This is a genomic window from Legionella fairfieldensis ATCC 49588 (assembly GCF_000621525.1).
In the GTDB taxonomy this organism is placed as follows: Bacteria; Pseudomonadota; Gammaproteobacteria; order Legionellales; family Legionellaceae; genus Tatlockia; species Tatlockia fairfieldensis.
Window position 1 is genome coordinate 1 of record NZ_JHYC01000029.1, and the last position, 16,079, is coordinate 16,079.

The following is a 16,079-nucleotide window of genomic DNA, read 5'->3' on the forward strand; positions in this document are numbered from 1 at the left end:
GTTGTGATAATGGGCCTGAATACGTAAGCCATAAGCTCGCAAGATGGGCTAAAAATCACGATATTGAGCTTGTATTCATTCAGCCAGGTTGTCCGCAGCAAAATGCCTATATTGAGCGCTATAATCGTACTGTTCGGTATGACTGGCTTAATCAATACTTATTTGAGAGTATTGAACAAGTCCAGGAACAGGCCACCAAGTGGCTTTGGTCTTATAACAATGAACGTCCTAACTCGGCTATTGGAGGTATACCACCCAAAAGAAAATTGGCTCTAGCAGCCTAGGTTTCTACTTTTAGTGTCAGTTAAAAATGGGGGGATTACCCTCCTATTTAAGATAATCTAGCGCGGTCGGGAAACTACCTTGTAAATTGGTGCGTCACTTTGTCTTAAAAATAGTTTCCCGCCTGCGCATCATGAAAAATAACATCTTCAGCGCTATATAGATGAGTAATTACCGAGACATTCGTTGCATGCCCCGCAGAGAAAACTACAGAGTCTTCCGTGCCAATGAAAGAGGCTATTTCCTGTTCCAATTCGCAATGAATCGGTTTTTGTCCGGAAATTAAACGGCTTGCAGAAACCGAAGTACCATAACGTTTAATTGCCTCACTGGTTGCACTAATAACACGTTCATCGCCAGCGTAACCTAAATAATTATAACCGGAAAAATTAATGTATTCCTGGCCATCCAGATTAATGGTATTGTCTGAAATATCGTTAATAACATTAATTTTTTTGCGCAATAATGGTAGGAAATAGACATTGAGTGTCATAAATGATGTCTTTAATAAAGAGTCCTGCGGCTTGAAATTGCATGTTAACCGCTTCCTGTGTTTGATAACATTGCCATTTAGCTTGTACAATATCCTGAAAAATAGCTTTTTGTCTTAAACCATCTTGAAGTTTAATCTTTTTTTGAGCGGGTGGTTTTGCCTTATCATCCGGATGAGAAAGATAGCTTGTAATGAGTATCCCTTCAGGCCGTAATGCATTGGCAATTTCCTGATAGAAACGTATTAACTTTTCCGGGTTCGGTTCATATATATTCAATCCGTTGCTGGTGATAAGATCAAATGTTTCTGTTAATCCTAAACACCACGCATCTCGCTTAAGAACCTGGCAAGTCAAATTTCGGTCAAGCGCAGTTTTTTGAGCGAGTTTTAAGGAATGCTCATCTAAATCAATCCCGGTAATATCAATATTTTTTAAACAATCCGAAGGCAGGCTCAGGTAATCTTCCATTAAGCCGCAAGGTAAAGAAGCGATATGCATACCGGGTTTAAGATAGTTTAAAATCGCTCTCTGGAAAATTCGGAATCGTTCCTGAGTGGCCAGAATCCCGGGGGCTTCATTAAGGAGCCAATATTCCAAAGGTGTTAGATGTTGCTTATTTTTACCATACATAATGATATAAGCTGTCCAATAACCATTGAGTCCTTTGTTTTCTAACAAAAACTGTCCTAACTCGAAAGCAGCTAATTGATCAACCAGGCTTAAGGTTTCTTCTAAATGCAGGAAGAGATTGTCGCATTGGCTCAATCGCTTTTTGATATCCTCTAATGAGGTTTGTGAAATGTCCGATGAAATAGAGGGATGATGGGTAATCAGCACAGTATTTGTCCATTGAAATTATGCCAACATTATAAGGATCTGTAGCAAGATGTCCAGCTTAAAAAAACCTGTGAATTATCCAATTTAAAATCTTATTATGCTGATTCCTAAGCGTATAAAATCATATAATCTTTCACATTAATTACAGATAAATTTAGAAATAATTCCTTAGTATCTATATACTGCCACCTTAAGACCCCATCTTCATAACTTGCTTATTTATGGGCCAGGCCAATTTTTTAAACCTCATCAAGATTCTGAAAAGCTTGATGGGATGGTGGTAACACTCGTTATTATTTTACCTTCACCACATATTGGTGGTTATTTAATTGTACAGCTGCTAATGGCCGTGAGCATATTACTCGTGTTTTTAATGAGCTTGAATCACCCAATAATAGAAGGCTCAAGACCTTATAAATTAGTTATGAAAAGAATGCACGTTTATTTACTAATGCGCAAAAGTTCTTTTGCGCAAAAGTTCTTTAAAAAAGTGAACGAATTATATTATAAAATTTTAATTATATAGTGCGATGATATGTTAGAATTGACTCAATTAGACAAGAATTATTTTAATTACCAGTTCCTTAGGTTTCGAGCCCAATATTATTTCAATGAAACTAAAGAATTGATTGCTAGGCATAAGCTATTAACAGCCTTTATCATCTGTTTATTAGCACCAGGGGTGAAAAATATTCAAGCGATTGGTATTCCTTTTTATGCACTTATTGATCCATACCTTACGTTTAAAGCGAAGTTCATTTATTTGGTTACATTACTTGTCTTTTTGTTGAGTCTGACAAGGGCGCAATCTTCTTTTATAAAAGGTGGAGCTTTTAGAGAATATCTGCATACATTATATATTCCTTTGCGAGTTCATAAGGCAATAGATTTTATTATCCTTTTACTCTCTTTAAATATGGTTTGGCTGGCTATTTTCTTTGGAGGAGCCAATATTCTCCATAACGCTGAGGACTCTTTATTTCATACCTCGCAATATTGTCTCTATACATCTACTGTATTTGTACTCTGTACTCTGCTACTGAATTTTCTTTATAAAAGAATCGTTAAAGGAGTTATGGCTTTCTTAGTACTTCTTTTAATTATTGTCATTTCAAAGCAGGGCAGATCGTTGTTAAATTTTGGTGTCGGGTTAAGCATTCCTTTGTTGTGTGGCATTATTCTTGGAACAGTACAACCTCATCGGCATGAGCAAAAATATCCATTTAAAATACTGCACTTCGATATTTTGAATGGCTTAGAAAGTATTCACTCTTTAAAAAATATTTTTATTATTCAATTAGCTGTTTTAAGGCAGAATAAAATTTCGTTTTTAATTAGATTTACGCTTTGTTTCGCTATATCACTACTTATATTACAAGTATTAAACTCTCAGGAAACAGTGGGTAACCGACAGGGGCTTATTCTTGTTTTGCTGGGGTTGCAAACTTATATCTTATCGACGCTATTTACTCTTTTTGAAAAAGGAAAATTAGAGCACGCATTATTCCACAGTATATTTCCTTATCAAAAACATGCTCAACCTATAAAAGAGGTAATCCTCATTTGGATAGGGTTAATGTTGGCATTAATGCCAGTGTTCTTATTTTGCAGTTTTAGTTTAAAAAATTACTGTTTGTTGATCTTAATTATTTTCGCAATGAACGGCGTTGTATTTACAATAAATAGAATTTTTTACGCACTATCTCCGCGGTTCTGCTTGTTTAGTTCTTTGCTAAATACGGTAGGCATTTGTGTTGTCCAATACATCTTTCTGGGAGCATACTAGATGAGTCACATACAATTACAGAAAGTTAATAAGGCTTTTGCTGATAAAGTTTTATTTGCAAATCTTTCATATACTTTTCATCAACAGGCTTATCATATTATAGGAAAGAACGGCACTGGAAAATCGACTCTTTTACGTTTGCTAGTTGGTTTAGATGCTCCCGATTCAGGTTCTATCATTTTAAATAACCACTATCCAGTAAGCGATAATAGCGTTAATGCAAAAAAATTATTTTATGTACCGGATGATTTAGCGGTATATCCTTTTCTAACAGGAAAAGAGCTTTTATCCTGGCTTGCAAAGGCAAGAACAAACAATGTCGATGAGATGAATCAGATTCTTGAGCGATTAGAGTTGCAACCGCATTTAAATACGCTCATTGCTGATATGTCCTTCGGCACCAAAAAGAAATTTCTTTTGAGTTCCACTTTAATAGGCCAACCCGATTTTATTATTTTAGATGAACCATTAAATGGTCTGGATAAAAAGTCACAGCAAACGTTATTAATGCTTTTACAAGAAAAAGCTATTCATTGTGGTATTATTTTAACAACCCACCATGATGCTCATCTCGACTTATTAGACCCTATAAAGATTGAATTAATAGGGCATCGTTTAGTTGATAAATGTGAGAGCTTGGTTATATGAAAGTATTAACTGTGGCTCATCCTGATGATGAAATCATATGGTTCTCACCTCAAGATTTTGATCTTATAGTCATCGCTTTCTTAGTTCGTCATGATAAGCCCTCTGCAGAATACTGTAGAAAATTCTATAGAAGCACATCCATTAAAAGACCGCATTATTCTTCGTATCGAAGAATCAGGATTTTGGAAGGATGGCAAAGGAAGGGCACCTTTGCTGAGATGCTGAAAATAAATATTGAAAACATCGCGCAGGGAAAAACTGCGCAAGGGAGGGCGTAGCCCGAAACTCAAGACAGAAGTAGTGTTACTAATGACACTGGATACTTGCGTGAATATCGAACTTATTTTCATACCAGCAAGGGTTTTAAATAAAGCAGAGCGGTACAGAAATAGAAGAAAGCGATTGGCTTGAGATTTAATTTAATTGCAGGAATTTATAACTATGAAATCTAAAATTGAGGTTTGGAAAGAGGTCTATTGTATGTTATAACAGCAACTTTAATTTTTATTATACATATTAAGGTTAATATTATGCCAATATCGAATCCAATTATTAATGACTGCCGAAATTTTATTAATTTATATAATGATGGTTCTGATTCTATTAAATCTCCAGGGGGTCTTTATATTTTAATAAAAGATACGGGCACAAAAATAAAAGAACTTAAAACATTTTACATTGAACTGAAGAACAATAATCTTAAAAATTCACCGCAGGAAATCATCAATCAACAAAATGAGATAGTCTTTATGCTCATTAAGTTATATGTTATTTTGACAGACTTGAATATAAAAATGTATTTACAGAATAAAGATCCTGCTTATAAAAAAGGCTTTCTTGATGCTGCCAATAATTCGAATAAGATATCCTTAGAATTACTCTATGCTAAAGGGGGGCCTTTTTACTCGGGAATGTCTGAAGAGGCACTGGATAAGTTAAAAGAAAAATCAGCTCAATTTTGGTTGTTTATTTACCAACAATTACTTCCGGCAAGAGATAGACTAAAGCATCAAGGTAGGAATATAGAGGAAATCTATAATCAATTTCAGAAATCTGTTAAGGCAGCGTCAGGAGAGAAGGTAAAACAATTTCATTTATTAGCTGATCACGCTTCTCAATGCTGGTTAAAAGCAAAAGAGAGTACAGATCCAAATTTTCGTAAAAATTGGTTTTTGAAAATTGCCGAAATTTATAATCTTGCAGCTTTAATCTGGGCGCACTTGGAAAATTCCCCAAATGCTTTGGACTTAAAGGCCCGAACTATTTTGATGTGCTCTGAATTATGTTCCCTCATAAAAGAGCATTTAAAAGATCACAATTTTTACGGGGAGAAATACTATCAAAACTCCCAAGATTTTTTTAATAATTTTAAACGCTTTCTTGATATTGGGAAGCGTCTATTTCCTTACTGCTTATCCTCTAATCGATTCTCACCATTGGAAATTGAGTATGAAAAATTAATTACCCATTGGAATGAAAATCAGAAAAAAGAAGAAATTAAACGACAAGAACTGCTTAATTATGATAATAAATTACCTCAACTTTTAAGTGAATTTCCTTCTAAACCAAAAGAAATAAAAAAACCTGATTTTAATTATATAAGAAGATTTTATCCTGATAAAAAGGAAAAAATGAGTGATGGTGCTAATAAAGTGACGCAGGACGAAAATATCCACTTACATATTGTTACCATAGAAGAAATTGAAGGAAATAGTGACGTTCTTTCTCAAAAAAAACAGTTTGCCAACTTACCTAAACTTCTAAAATTTTTAGAAGACGCTCAAAAGAAAAAAAATGACCTGGCTATAATAAAAGCAAATTATAATATGGGTGATTATTATCGACTTGAGGCCGAGCGCTGTATGAAGAACTATAATATGGAACAATTTAGTGAGATGATAAAATGCTGTGAAGAGAGTGATCGCTATTTTACAGCTATGTTTACTTCTATTAATGAGGTTATGGAATTACCAATTACAATCAAGAATTGGGAAGAGCTCAATGATATTCGCTGCTGGACTAACATAATTTTAGATTCCTTAAACACGCAGGTGAAAAAAATCATTCAAAATTGTGCAGGCAGGTATGTCGAGAAAACTAAACTTTCTGCACGTTCTAAAGAACGAATTGCTATCGAACAACAGCTTCCGAAATTGAGACAATTAGAGTCCCGCCTAGAAGAGCATCATGAGCAGGGTGAACAACAGTTTAGTAAATTAAAATGTTTGCAAAGGAAAAATGATAGGTTGCTAGCCATCAAGAATCAATTAGATCAAAGGGATTTTGTTGAAACCCGCACAGTAACACGCGAATATTGGCGACACAATTTTTTTGTCCCACCCGCGAAGAAATCCCTTTTACAACGGAGTTTGTCTTCTGAATCTTTTTTTGAGCCTGCTGATTTTGCCATGCGTAAGCAGTCAGGATATAACCGCGGCAGATTTTAATTTACAATAGACAAGAATGTATTTGCTTACATCAAGTGTCTGAAGTCTACAAGGATGTACTTTTCTTAATGTTATATGAAGAGTGTTATAGTCTGGTCCTAATAACAGGGTAAACGCATCTAAATTTTAACAAAATCTAAAAGATATTGAGGTTTGGCCCAAATTGCGAGTTGTTTACGGCGAATACTTCCCTTAATGCTGCCCGCTCGTTTTAATAAAGCAAGCGCTGTTTTTCTTAACCACCCCATATTTAAAGCGCTATTTTCATCACGAATACGGGATTGATCTTCTCTAAAAGCCACATCCAAGCACCAGTGCAAATTATTCTCTATTTGCCAATGATCACGGATAGCCTGCATTATTTTTTTAGGTTCTTTAGGGTCATTTGAGGTTTGTTCAAGAATAAAATCAACTGTACTTTGCTTAGATGACATATTCCTCTCTGTAGATATTGATGAGTATAATTCTACTATATCCCGTCGGGGCAGTGAGATAAAATCCTGTGGTTCTCATAATAAATAGTTTTCTAGTGGGGCTGCTCTTGATTCTCTAATTTATTAAGCAATGCTTTTACAGCCAAATGTCCCATCTCTTCTTGTGGCGAAAAATCCATAGCGACTGCAAATCCAATATGATCATCTTCCGGTATCGTTAGTTCTTTATTCAATATTGGCTTGATTTTATTAATCATTGTTTGCATTGCTATATCATCAATAGAAGTAAAATGCACTTTTCTGTTAGATATCATTTCTCTTAACGTGACGTGTAAAGCATATTTCATCATATCTAAAGCATATTTTTTCGTTGGATCTGTAACGCTTAACTGAATAAAACCTAATTCATTGTACAAATGTGTGAATTTATAGTCATCGGATGAAAAATCATTATTCAGGATATCATTCTGCTCTCTATGGCTAGATTGGCATCTAAAAAAATAAAGAACTTCTTTATTCTTATGTAGTTCAGTGATTTTTATGCATCCTTGAAAAATAAAAGGATTTTCCCAGACAGCAACGAGTACTAGCGTTTCCACATTAAGGCTTATAAGTTTTTTCTTATTTGACATCTATATTTCAGCTCTGCTTAGAACCTTTCCAATTGGGGTATAGCAACAGGTAAACTCAAATGGGCTCTTATTATTGGTTTCTATTAAGTGCAAATAACGATTTTGACTAGTTAATAGGCTGTTCAGATCAAGCACAGTATCAACTTCATGTAAATAGTCACGGTGAGGTGACTGCCAATCGCTAATCTGTCGCACAGCTTTTTGTTTTGCTTGATGTTCATCTGTAGCAACAACGAAAGTATTTTTATGTAATTCTGTAAATTGGTGCTTATCATAGCCGCCTAAATTTACAAAATATAATTTATTCATCACATTTTTTGAAGGACAATCAGAAATAACAATATTATGACCATCGGCGTAATTTAATATTCCCCAAGCATCAAGGTGTAAGCTTGAAGGAATACCCCACCAACTTTTGCGTAAAATTTCATAAGTTTCTTCAATTGTATTGGCAATAACAAAACGCATGTCATGGAGTTCAATGACTGATTTTTCATGTGCTCCGCCAATATAAATAACAAATAGTTTCACTCGACTACCTCGGTTACTGTATTTACATAGACCCAAGCAGAAACACCTGAAGAAAGCTTAACTTTAATTCGTTTATAGTCGGAGACTTCATAAGAATCGGCACGCTTTAATTCTTCTTCACTAATATCAAATACCACTCCATCGACGCAGTTGATTGAATTTCCTGTGTAGCTAATGATAGGGTGGCATGCTTCGCCACTAGTAGCAATCACATCAGGATCAGTGATTTCTAACATAGATAGTTCAAACCCAGGTAATTGGTCTTTATTACCTTCTAATTTACGTCCAAAATTAGCAAGTTGTACTGTTTCATATTGAAGTGTGCCGTAAGAAAATAGTTTTTCTGTATTCATCTATTAAACTCATTTTAGGCACCTATATAGGTACCCGAAAATAAAAACATGGTTCATATTTTAAATTATTATTTGCAACCAATTGATTTCATTGGCGTCCCGGGCAGGATTCGAACCTGCGACCTGCCCCTTAGGAGGGGGCTGCGCTATCCAGCTGTGCCACCGGGACTGAGAAATTAACGTGTTAGCAATCAATGCATTAAACTCCAAGTGTCGAGCACTTTAGTTTTGGCGACGCGGCGGTTTTTCTTGCATTCGTACAAACTTGGCAAGTCTAACGTCTTCATTCTGAAATGACAATAATATTGATTAAAAGGATGACAGAGTTGTTAAGAAATAGTTTGTGGATGTTAGAATAAGCTTCTTAGAGAGTATAAATCACTTAAATTGTAGATAATTTTTGAAAGAATGTGTAAAACTAATAAATATATTTTCTTTAAATTTAATGCGGTATATTTTAATTGGTTTGCTTTGTGCTGGACAAAAAATAGCTATTAACACGAATTGCCCGACGAAAGTCGGCATTTGCAATTCGTACTCTTTGAATGTTTTGTCCAGCACAAAGATTTGTTTGATTAAAAAATAATTTGTTAAGAATTTCTTAATATTGATTGAGTAGAATCCACGATAAAACAACAATAACAAAAAGCGACCCATTATGATCGAAGTTAACATTTGGCTTTCTACTACGCGTCTCTTTGGTAAAAAAATCAAACACGGACTTTTTGGTCCTGCGCTTGCTTCAGAACGTAGAGGTGAAAATGTCGGACATGTCAATTTTATTTTAAATCTTGATGAACGATCACATGCCTATAAAAAATTACAAACAAGTAACTTTGCCGTTAAAAAAACAGTTCAAATTATTCCTGAAGTCGTTAGAGGAGCACACGATCCTGTGTATAAACAAAACAAAGTGAATAGCTTGCAAGTTACCCATAGTTTTTGGCCTAAGGATAAACCGGGTAGACACAGTGTATTAAAAGATTGCTTGCATCTGTTGCATCTTGGCAAACCTAGCAAGGGTGTTCAGGCAGAATTTGCTACTCATGAAGATGATATGAAACGCGAAGTAGCTGGTGAGTTGATATCTATTGAGCATGGCCAAATTGACGAATCATTTTTCCAAACAGAACGGCAAAAAAATTTAGATAACTATATTGCGCAGCAATCCATGCTGGAATCCAGATTAGACGAGCTTAAGCAGATAGAAAAAATAATACAAAAAGAGAAAGTTTATGAAACAATTAATTTATTCGAGAAAAAACAATTAGCCAGTATTGCCAGGATAAATTTCATTAATAAAAAATTAAGCTATCAAACCAGTTTATCTAATCCTGATGAGACAACTCGTCGTGAAATTAAAAGAGCAAAAGAGGAATTAATGCATTTACAGGCAACGTTACTTTCTCTTAATGAAGAAAAGCAGGTCATATCTCACGAACACGCAACACTTAAAAAACAGTTAAGCAATAAAGAATTAAAATATGTGAAGCGTAATCTATCAGGTGTTCTTGACCAATTGGTTAGAGAAATAAACGAGAATGAAAAGAAGCTGGAGTTGTTAAAAATTACTTATAAACAAAAGGTAGATTCACTGGCGCGTGAAGAACGTTTTGCAAGAGATGCTCATATTACTACAGGGACTCCACCTGAACATTCTATTTGTTTACCAACAAGCGAAAGCGGTTTAAGATTTTACATCAATGAGTTTGCCGTGCTGGAGGCTATGGAAAAAGAGAAAAAAGAAGTTTATTCTTTTATGTTGAACAATTGTGCTACAAGTATAAAACGGTGTTTATTAGCTGGTATTGATGAAAATTTAAAAAACAGGTTACAAGAAACGGGGGTGCGAGATAGCTTCTTTGAATTGCATCAGGTGGAGACTTGTCGTGGGTTACAGTCCTGGATTATCAAACTGGAAAGCAAGCTTATTATGCTTAACTCCGCTGCTTGCGACGATGTTGCTTCTCATACACAAATAATGAGGTGTTAAATTTGGGGGACTTGTTATAGACATCTTAAGGTATCAATGAACTACTACAGATAATAGGTATAAAGGACGCGCTTTCTGATAGAGAATCAGCGCATCAATGAATAGGTAGGTATGAATATTCCCCTCATTATTACATCCCCACATAATTTGGCCCACCGCCGCCTTCAGGCGCATGCCAGACTATATTTTGGCGCGGATCCTTAATATCACACGTTTTACAGTGAATGCAATTTTGTGCGTTAATTTGTAATCTTGGTCCGGTTTCTTCTTTTACTATTTCATAAACAGCCGCGGGACAATAATGTGTTTCGGGTGATGCGTAGATCTGATAGTTTATTTTTATAGCAAGTCTTGGATTACGTAATTTTAAATGGCAGGGCTGATTTTCTTCATGATACGTATTTGATAAATAAACGGAAGACAATTTATCAAAAGTTAAAACCCCATCGGGTTTAGGGTAATTAATTTTTTTTGTCTTCTCAATAGGTAAGAGTGTAGAGTAATCAGCATGATGTTTCATTGTCCAGGGGGATTTACCATGACTAATGAACATCTCAAAAGCGGCATTAGCCAGCCCTAACCATAAGCCATAACGAAACCCGGGACGAATATTTCTTACTTGATATAATTCATCAGCAAGCCAGGATGCTTTGAGCTTTTTTGAGTAAGTGGTGAGTTCAATTCCTGTGGCCTGTTCTTGATTTAAAAGCTCAAAACAGCTTGTTGCAGCAAGCATACCCGATTGCATCGCCGTATGAATACCTTTGATTTTAGCAACATTCAGGAAACCAGCGGCATCTCCAATTAAGGCCCCTCCTGGAAAAGTAAGTTTGGGCATAGCCTGCCATCCACCTTCGTTAAGAGCACGGGCACCATAACCGATACGCTCTCCGCCTTCCAGGAGAGAGCTAATCATGGGGTGGGTTTTAAATCGTTGCATCTCTGCAAAAGGGTTGAGCCAGGGATTTTTATAGTCTAAACCAACAACAAAACCGATTGCTACGCGATTATTGGATAAATGGTAAATGAATGACCCTCCATAAGTGATATTATCCATAGGCCAACCGACCGTATGAATTACTTTTCCATGCTGGTGTTTCTCAGGAGTCACTTGCCATATCTCCTTGATACCTAAACCATAGGTTTGTGGTTGAACATGATCACGCAGGTGGAAGCGCTGCATTAACGTTTGACTAAGTTGTCCCCGACATCCCTCAGCAAACAGTGTCTGTTTAGCATGTAAATGCATTCCAGGTTGGTAATTTGCTGTTTTATTTCCTTCCTTATCAATACCTACCTCGCCTGTAGCAACGCCAATTACCTGATTTTTATCGTTGTAAAGGACTTCAGCGGCGGCAAAACCGGGATAAATCTCGCAGCCCAATTTTTCTGCTTCGGTTGCAAGAAATTGGCAAAGTTCTCCTAAGCTGATGAGATAATTACCATGGTTTTTCAAGAGATTGGGAATAGGGAGGCGATAAGCTTTCTTCTTGTTTAAAAAATAAAAAGAATCATGGGTAACTGGCGTATCCAGGGGGGCTTCTTGCCATGTGTCAGGTAATAATTCCTGTAAACTTCGTGGTTCAAGGACAGCACCTGATAGAATGTGCGCTCCAATTTGAGCGCCTTTCTCAAGAATACAAAGACGCATTTCCTTGTTTTCTTTGATAGCTAATTGCTTTAATTTTATGGCGGCAGATAATCCAGCAGGGCCGGCACCAACAATGATTACATCATATTCCATTACTTCGTGTTCCACGCCACTGACCCTCCAACAAAATTAAAATCATCGCTTTTCTTGAAGACGAGATCAAGATGATTATGATTTTTATTAAGGGACGTACTTTCCAGGCATCTATGAAATATCATGAAAGCCTTATAAAATAGAGTTTTTTAAGACCTATCAATTTTAGAGAATGATTAATTCTAGTGCGCCGAATGTTTTAAACAAACCAATTCCTATCTTGATGCGTCAGGGAAAAATATATCCTCTGGTTAAAGGACCTGTATTAGTTTAAAAAGCATTCGGTTTTCTAGTAGAAAACTTTTGCTAAATGCCGTATAAAATGAAGTTTATCTCATGCATGATTTTAATTTAGGCAACTAAGGACTGGAGTGAGCATGATACGACGAATGTATTTAATCGTAACAGGATGTTTTTTATCTCTGGATTTATTGGCTGGCTCCTATTTTCCGGTAACGATAGCGAATTCTGAAAATTTGGATAATCGATGGTCAATTATTGCAAGCTTAGGCTACAGTGAATATCAACATATGTATCGCTCAGACGGCCAGACTGCAATCGGCCGTTTAGCATTTGCAGCAGAATTGTTAACTGCCAGTCAGGCAACTTTCGGCTTGGAGATTGGCGCGCAAAACGGTAATCGTATGCGGTTTGCTATTCCTCAAGGGGCGATGGATATTTTGGGCTGTGCTGTACGTACTACCATGAGACCTATGTTGGATTTGTTAATAACTGCCAATGCGGCGCCTGTGAGTGAAAGTCCATTGTTTACGCAAGTTAAAGGGGGTATTGCTTACAGGCATTGGCAAATAAATCCTGCCTCGATAAGTAATAAATCAGCGCTTGCTGGTGAAGTACAAGCCGGATTAGGTTATCCACTGACTGAAATTACCAATTTGAATTTATTGTATCAGGGTGTTTTTGGTGGTAATCCCAAATTTCACATTAATCCATTCACTGAAACAGGTTTGATTACAAATATACCTGTTCAGCATGGCGTTTTGTTAGGTTTTTCAATAATTGCTTAATAGGTTGTGTTTTAATAAAATCCTGATAGAACGATTTTTCCTCTCGTGTGTTCATTGAGAAGACTACTATGAGCAAGATTTAAATTTTGAGCATTGATAAGCCCAAAGTTTTCGTTAATTGTTGTTTGAATAACGCCTTGATCAACCAGTTTTGCTACTTTTTTCAATATCTGATGTTGTTTGATCATGTCTTCTGTTTTATAAAAACTGCGAGTAAACATGGATTCCCAGTGGAGGGAGATACTTTTTAATTTGAAAAGTCTAATATCGAATCGAGCAGGGTCGTCAATTAGCCCTAATTTGCCTTGTGGTTTTAAGCACTTGGCTAATTCTGGTGCATGATCTTCACTATGCGTAAGGCATGCGACATAATCTACTTCGCCAATGTCCAGATCGGTTAACTGTTGGAACAGAGGCTGTGTATGATCAATGATATAATGGGCTCCATTATCTTTTACCCATTGTCTTGATTCATCACGAGAAGCAGTACCAATGATAGTTAATTGAGTGAGCTGTCTGGCTAATTGTACTAAAATAGAACCCACACCACCGCCTGCACCGACAACAAGGAGAAGTGCTTGCGTTTTGGATGTGACATTTAATCGATCAAATAAGAGTTCCCAAGCGGTAAGTGTCGTTAATGGAAGAGCGGCTGCCTGTTCAAAGGATAAACTTTTCGGTTTCAAGCTTACTATCCGTTCATCGACAAGTTGAAATTCACTATTGCAGCCAGGACGCATTAAATCGCCAGAGTACCAGACTTCATCACCAGGTTTAAATAAGGTAACATTTTCTCCTGTTTCTTTGACAATTCCTGCGGCATCCCAACCGACGATACGGTATTGATTTTCTTGTAACCGAGTTCTTAAACGTACTTTATAGTCAATAGGATTTACAGCAATGGCTTTAATCTCTACCAGTATGTCATGGCCGGTAGCCTGGGGAGTAGGTAATTCCATATCAATAATTAAATTGCCTTCTTCCATTGAACGAGCTTGTTTGCAGCCAACTGCTTTCATAATAAGTTCCTGTTGTTATAGAATTTTCCCTAAGTAATAATAGCATGAGGATTTACATTTTTTCCAAATATGATTTATTTTAAAACCGCTATAATTACAAATTAAAGGGTATTTTTTTGTTGTATAAAATACGAGAAAGAAGAATGGGGTGGGTTGCATTTCCTCTTAAAAAAAGGGTATTTTAAGGAAGCAAATGTAGGGCTTGTTAATTATCAAGGAGTTTTTCGATGAGAATAATTTTGACCGGTTTATTATTAATTATGTCGCTCCTGGCGAGAGCGAATGATACTCTGACTGTAACAGTGGACCCCGCACAACCGTTATTTCAGGTTACTCTGCCTTCTAATCCAACTACAGGTTATCAATGGACAGTAGAAAACTATGATCCTTCTTTGTTAAATCTAAAAAGTAGTCAGTATATTGCGCCTCAGAAAAAATTAATGGGAGCGGAAGGAAATATGATATTCAATTTTGCCTTAACATCAGGAAAGGCTTATCCAACCAGTACAACGATAACTTTCAAATATGCACGACCTTGGGAGTCAGGCCCAGGAACGCTAAAAACAGTAACGGTTAATTTTACTCCTGATAATTAATTCATCTTGTGCGTAAGAAGAATGCTTGCATTCCGCGGACAAGCCCTGAGAGAGGACACAAAAAGTAACGATAATGATTTATTCAACCTCTTTTTGTATTGTTTTGAGTCATTCTCGTGCAAACGGGAATCCATTCTCAACTTACTTCATCGCTTTGCTTGCGAGAAGATCCCCATCTTTTGTGGGGATGACCTAATTTCCAATCTTTAACATGAATCTCTTTCCCACTCTGACATGCTCAGGATAACATGCTCACATAAATTATTATTTAACGTGAAGCACTGATAATCAGCGATAACATATAACAACAGTAAACCAACACCAAAATACCGCCGTGCCAGCGCGCGATTCTTTTTTTATTACGGTAATTTATCCATAAAAGAATCAATGTAGTTATAAACATGACTGGAATATCACGCCATAAAACAGCATGACTGATTGGTGCTGGATGAATGATACTTGGAAAAATCATTACAGCAAGTAAATTAAACATATTGGAACCAAGTATATTGCCCACAGCAATATCATCTGCGCCTTTTAGAGTCGCTACAATTGAAGTAACAAGTTCAGGTAAGCTGGTGCCAATAGCAACAATAGTTAAGCCAATAAGTAATTCGCTCATTCCAAGCCAATGACCCACTTCTACGCACGAACTGAGTAAAAATGTAGCACTAACAGGCATAATGATAATGCCAAGAATCAGATGAGTAAAATGAATTTTCAAGGGGTGTTTCCTTAAACTGGCCTGTTGAAACTTTAGTGCCAGTTGTTGTTGAGGCCGGTGCTGCCCTGTTATAAAAAGAAAATAAAGAATTAAAGCGACACAGGCTAATAGAAATAAACAGCCGTCCAAAACACTCAGATACCCATTGAGCATAATGGAGTAAGTAAAAAGCATGACTAAAAAAAGCAAGGGGTATTCACGACGCAGAAGAGTAGATTGGACTTTAAGGGGTTTTATAAGGGCAGTTAATCCAAGAACCAGGCCAATATTGGCAATATTTGTACCAATAGCATTTCCGATAGCAATGTCATTTAACCCTTCTAAAGAAGCGCTAATCGCTATCATAATTTCGGGTGCGGAAGTACCAAGTGCTACTAAAGTCAATCCAATGAGTAAGGGAGGCAAGTTATAATAAAGACCAACCCCCGAGGCGCCAGTCACTAAATGATTTGCAGACCACAGTAAAGCAATAAGACTGATCACTAAGGTAAATAGAGTTAACATGCCAAATCTCAATAAATAACAGGTCTT

At 36.4% G+C, this 16,079-nt stretch carries 17 protein-coding genes and 1 tRNA gene; 8 read left to right on the plus strand and 10 right to left on the minus strand.

What is annotated here, in order from left to right:
• A partial coding sequence (locus T345_RS0108800) for an integrase core domain-containing protein (protein ID WP_028389027.1) occupies positions 1 to 284 on the plus strand: 284 nt, incomplete at its 5' end.
• Between the two features lie 104 nt (positions 285 to 388).
• Here T345_RS0108800 and T345_RS0108805 read toward each other — a convergent pair.
• The gene (locus T345_RS0108805; RefSeq protein ID WP_028389028.1) at positions 389 to 775 is read right to left on the minus strand and encodes an aminotransferase class I/II-fold pyridoxal phosphate-dependent enzyme; all 387 of its coding nucleotides are present in this window, start codon (positions 773 to 775) and stop codon (positions 389 to 391) included.
• A complete protein-coding gene (locus T345_RS13965) occupies positions 729 to 1,613 on the minus strand; it encodes a class I SAM-dependent methyltransferase (protein ID WP_051555215.1) in 885 nt (294 codons plus the stop codon). The genes T345_RS0108805 and T345_RS13965 overlap by 47 nt, the downstream gene beginning before the upstream one ends.
• A gap of 535 nt (positions 1,614 to 2,148) precedes the next feature.
• Here T345_RS13965 and T345_RS0108820 point away from each other — a divergent pair.
• The 4 genes from T345_RS0108820 (at position 2,149) to T345_RS0108835 (ending at position 6,494) form a co-directional block, all read left to right on the plus strand.
• Positions 2,149 to 3,399, plus strand: coding sequence for a hypothetical protein (locus T345_RS0108820; RefSeq protein ID WP_028389030.1), 1,251 nt, complete (start codon positions 2,149 to 2,151; stop codon positions 3,397 to 3,399).
• Positions 3,400 to 4,047 carry an ABC transporter ATP-binding protein gene (locus tag T345_RS0108825; RefSeq protein WP_028389031.1) on the plus strand — a complete coding sequence of 216 codons (648 nt, stop codon included), beginning with the start codon at positions 3,400 to 3,402 and terminating at the stop codon, positions 4,045 to 4,047.
• On the plus strand, positions 4,044 to 4,325 hold the full coding sequence (locus T345_RS0108830) for a hypothetical protein (RefSeq protein WP_028389032.1): 282 nt from the start codon (positions 4,044 to 4,046) through the stop codon (positions 4,323 to 4,325). Before T345_RS0108825 ends, T345_RS0108830 begins: the two co-directional genes overlap by 4 nt.
• Positions 4,326 to 4,523: 198 nt before the next feature.
• Positions 4,524 to 6,494 (plus strand): hypothetical protein, encoded by a 1,971-nt coding sequence (locus tag T345_RS0108835; RefSeq protein ID WP_028389033.1) that lies wholly within the window; start codon positions 4,524 to 4,526, stop codon positions 6,492 to 6,494.
• 119 nt (positions 6,495 to 6,613) lie between these two features.
• Here the strand turns inward: T345_RS0108835 and T345_RS13970 are convergent, their stop codons facing one another.
• From T345_RS13970 to T345_RS0108860, 5 genes are all read right to left on the minus strand, one after another.
• Positions 6,614 to 6,928, minus strand: coding sequence for an ISAs1 family transposase (locus tag T345_RS13970; protein WP_051555216.1), 315 nt, complete (start codon positions 6,926 to 6,928; stop codon positions 6,614 to 6,616).
• 92 nt (positions 6,929 to 7,020) lie between these two features.
• Positions 7,021 to 7,560 carry a hypothetical protein gene (locus T345_RS0108845; RefSeq protein WP_028389034.1) on the minus strand — a complete coding sequence of 180 codons (540 nt, stop codon included), beginning with the start codon at positions 7,558 to 7,560 and terminating at the stop codon, positions 7,021 to 7,023.
• Positions 7,561 to 8,091: a DUF1543 domain-containing protein gene (locus tag T345_RS0108850; RefSeq protein ID WP_028389035.1), complete on the minus strand. Its 531-nt coding sequence runs from the start codon at positions 8,089 to 8,091 to the stop codon at positions 7,561 to 7,563.
• Entirely contained in the window at positions 8,088 to 8,444 is a 357-nt protein-coding gene (locus T345_RS0108855; RefSeq protein ID WP_028389036.1) for a gamma-glutamylcyclotransferase family protein, read from the minus strand. Before T345_RS0108855 ends, T345_RS0108850 begins: the two co-directional genes overlap by 4 nt.
• Positions 8,445 to 8,536: 92 nt before the next feature.
• Positions 8,537 to 8,613 (minus strand) — tRNA-Arg (locus tag T345_RS0108860).
• A gap of 489 nt (positions 8,614 to 9,102) precedes the next feature.
• On the opposite strand from T345_RS0108860, the gene T345_RS0108870 reads away from it, so the two are divergent.
• Positions 9,103 to 10,437: a coiled-coil domain-containing protein gene (locus T345_RS0108870; RefSeq protein ID WP_028389038.1), complete on the plus strand. Its 1,335-nt coding sequence runs from the start codon at positions 9,103 to 9,105 to the stop codon at positions 10,435 to 10,437.
• A 130-nt stretch (positions 10,438 to 10,567) separates the two neighbouring features.
• Here T345_RS0108870 and T345_RS0108875 read toward each other — a convergent pair whose 3' ends face one another.
• Complete coding sequence (locus T345_RS0108875) at positions 10,568 to 12,196, minus strand: 4Fe-4S dicluster domain-containing protein (RefSeq protein WP_028389039.1); 1,629 nt, start codon at positions 12,194 to 12,196, stop codon at positions 10,568 to 10,570.
• A 362-nt stretch (positions 12,197 to 12,558) separates the two neighbouring features.
• Here T345_RS0108875 and T345_RS0108880 point away from each other — a divergent pair, with 362 nt between their 5' ends.
• On the plus strand, positions 12,559 to 13,209 hold the full coding sequence (locus T345_RS0108880; protein WP_028389040.1) for a hypothetical protein: 651 nt from the start codon (positions 12,559 to 12,561) through the stop codon (positions 13,207 to 13,209).
• Between the two features lie 11 nt (positions 13,210 to 13,220).
• On the opposite strand, the gene T345_RS0108885 is transcribed toward T345_RS0108880, so the two are convergent.
• Positions 13,221 to 14,228 carry a zinc-binding alcohol dehydrogenase family protein gene (locus T345_RS0108885; protein WP_028389041.1) on the minus strand — a complete coding sequence of 336 codons (1,008 nt, stop codon included), beginning with the start codon at positions 14,226 to 14,228 and terminating at the stop codon, positions 13,221 to 13,223.
• Positions 14,229 to 14,455: 227 nt separating this feature from the next.
• Between T345_RS0108885 and T345_RS0108890 the strand changes: the two genes are divergently transcribed.
• Positions 14,456 to 14,824 carry a protease inhibitor I42 family protein gene (locus T345_RS0108890; protein WP_028389042.1) on the plus strand — a complete coding sequence of 123 codons (369 nt, stop codon included), beginning with the start codon at positions 14,456 to 14,458 and terminating at the stop codon, positions 14,822 to 14,824.
• Between the two features lie 268 nt (positions 14,825 to 15,092).
• On the opposite strand, the gene T345_RS0108895 is transcribed toward T345_RS0108890, so the two are convergent.
• Positions 15,093 to 16,052, minus strand: coding sequence for a calcium/sodium antiporter (locus T345_RS0108895; RefSeq protein ID WP_028389043.1), 960 nt, complete (start codon positions 16,050 to 16,052; stop codon positions 15,093 to 15,095).
• Positions 16,053 to 16,079: the final 27 nt, after the last annotated feature.